We start from the raw sequence: 2,435 nt of genomic DNA on the forward strand, positions 1-2,435 counted from the left end.
TCGACATAATACTGGCCTTCTGAGATATATGGTACCATCGCAGACGGACTGTCCGTATAAGCCTGGTCAAAGCCCTGCTGGCCATGGGCAGATATCGCCATGAATATGACAAAAATGCTCATCATTGCTAGAAAAATGGTTTTCTTCATCCACTTCACCTCAATTTAATATGATATTACACTCCCCTTTGATTCTTGATCTCCATCGACTATCCCGATGGATAATATTTCGATCGCTCTCATGATGTAAAAAAGTATGTTTTGTATGAACCTTATGAAGATCCTTTAAAGGTCCATCACCAGTTGTCAGGGAAACATGGCCACCAGCTCATAGACCCCGGAATCGCGCCTCTTGCTGACTGCAAAACCCATTTTTTTAAATAGATGGAATACGGGATCATTTCCTGCCAGGACCTCAGCGGTAAATCCGAGGAGCCCCTGCCTTTTCGCGAGGTATGTCAGATATGCCAAGAGCTCGCCTCCTATTCCATGGTTCTGGCAGTCATCCCTTACTACCAAAGCCACATCTGCGGTGAACATATCGCTGTTAATGCCATACTGGCCCAAGCCGCAGATGGACTCGATGCCATCCTCTTCTACAGTTGCCACCAGAACCATCTTCTGGAAGTAATCCACCGCAGCAAACTTCTGAAGCTCCTGGTGGGGAATATCTCTCCGGGCGGAGATGAACCTCTGGTACATGCTCTCGTCGGACAGGGAGTAGAAGAAGTCTTTGAGAAGGGGCTCATCGCTGATCTTCACCGGCCGCAACAGGATTCCGAGACCCGTCCTGGTGGTCTTCCATGCCTCCAGCTCTTCCGGATACTCTCCCTGCACTCCGGGAATGAAGGCCTGGTCCGGATAGATCAGATGCATCCTCTTAGCCTCCTCAATCAACCAGAGGCGGAATAAGGGATGAGCGATGGCGATTAGGGCCATGGCTCTCTCTCGGATGCTCTTTCCATGTAGATAGGCGATGCCGTATTCAGTTACCACATAATGAATATCTCCCCTAGTCAATGTGACCCCTGCCCCCTCCCCAAGGAATGGAACTATTCGGGAGACTCGTCCCCCTTTCTGGGAAGCCTCATCATCTGAGGAATCAGCGCTGGTGACTAGAGCGGTAGAGGGCAGAGCGAGGACGGTCTTTCCTCCTGGTGCAATAGCCGTGCCCCTCATGAAATCGGCCTGGCCGCCAATACCGCTATAGAAGCTATGGCCCAAAGACTCTGCTGTGGCCTGGCCGGTGAGATCGATCTCCAGGGCGCTGTTGATAGCTATCATCTTGCTATTCTGGGCGATGATCAGGGGGTTGTTGGTGTAGTCGATGGTCCTGAATTCTATGCTATCGTTATTTCGCAGAAAATCATATGTCGAGCGGTGGCCCATGCAGAAGGTGGCGATGGTCTTTCCAGGATTGATGCTTTTATTGCTGTTGTCCACCACCCCATCCCTTATGAGCCCGGCTATGCCATCGCTCAGTAGCTCAGAATGCACCCCTAGATGCTTTTTCTTCTTCAGGCTGGAGACGATGGCATTGGGAATGCTGCCGTATCCCACCTGGATGGTCGAGCCGTCTTCCACTATTCTAGCCACATATTTTCCTATTCTCTGGGCGATCTCACCTGGGACATCCTCTATGTACTCCAGAAGGGGCTCATCCCAGGGGATCAGATAGTCCACGTCGTCCATCCGGATCCAGCCATCGCCATTAATGGCGGGCATATGAGAGTTGGGCTGGGCGATGACTATTCCCGCCTTCTCCACCGCCGTGCGGACGATATCGACGCTCACTCCCAGGTTCAATCTGCCATCCTTGTCCGGCAGGGTGGTCTGGATGAGGGCCACATCCAGCGGTATTCTCTCCGATCGGATCAGCTGGGGAAGATTGGAGAGGAATATGGGGGTATAATCAGCTTCGCCCCGATTGACGGCGTTTCTAGTATGGTCGCCGATGAAAAAGGAGTTGAGCCGAAAGTTGCTCTGGAACTTCTCGTCCGTGTATGGTGCCACCCCAAGGGTGACTATGTTTATGAGCTCAGCGTCAAGAAAGGCTTTGGGTCGCTCTTTGACGAATTCAAGAAGCGATCTGACCAGATGCTGGGGCTCCCCGCAACCTGTTCCCACGAATATCCTGTTGCCGGGGCGAATTTCCTGGAAGATGAAGCGCTCCAGATCTCTGAACTTGCCCGGCCACTTTTCCTTGATATCATGCCAGAAGGCTTCCCTATCATATGATTCTGAATTGAGTGATTCCTGCATTTCGAGCTCCTTGGTATTGATTATTATATCTGGTGACTACTCCCCTGCCTAGAAGACCGGGGCTTCTACGGATTTGATGCCGACAGATTGTAGTCCCAATCTGAGTATGTTGATTGCAGCATTCCAGTCTCGATCCATTGAAAGACCGCATTGAGGGCAATTGTGGACTCGATC

General features: G+C 51.3%; 2 protein-coding genes. Both read right to left on the reverse strand.

The window, feature by feature from the left end; all coding sequences use genetic code 11:
* Positions 1–305: 305 nt before the first annotated feature.
* Positions 306–2,261, reverse strand: coding sequence for a GNAT family N-acetyltransferase (locus BP727_RS00555; protein WP_273271720.1), 1,956 nt, complete (start codon positions 2,259–2,261; stop codon positions 306–308).
* 48 nt (positions 2,262–2,309) lie between these two features.
* The coding region (locus BP727_RS00560) for a zinc ribbon domain-containing protein (protein ID WP_286856782.1) at positions 2,310–2,435 on the reverse strand (126 nt) is incomplete at its 5' end.

This window comes from Methanosaeta sp. UBA356 (assembly GCF_002496465.1).
GTDB classification, from domain to species: domain Archaea; phylum Halobacteriota; class Methanosarcinia; order Methanotrichales; family Methanotrichaceae; genus Methanothrix; species Methanothrix soehngenii.

Coding starts and splice junctions, on each gene's coding strand:
- BP727_RS00555 (WP_273271720.1), bottom strand. CDS start 2,261: ATGCAGGAATCACTCAATTCAGAATCATATGATAGGGAAGCCTTCTGG.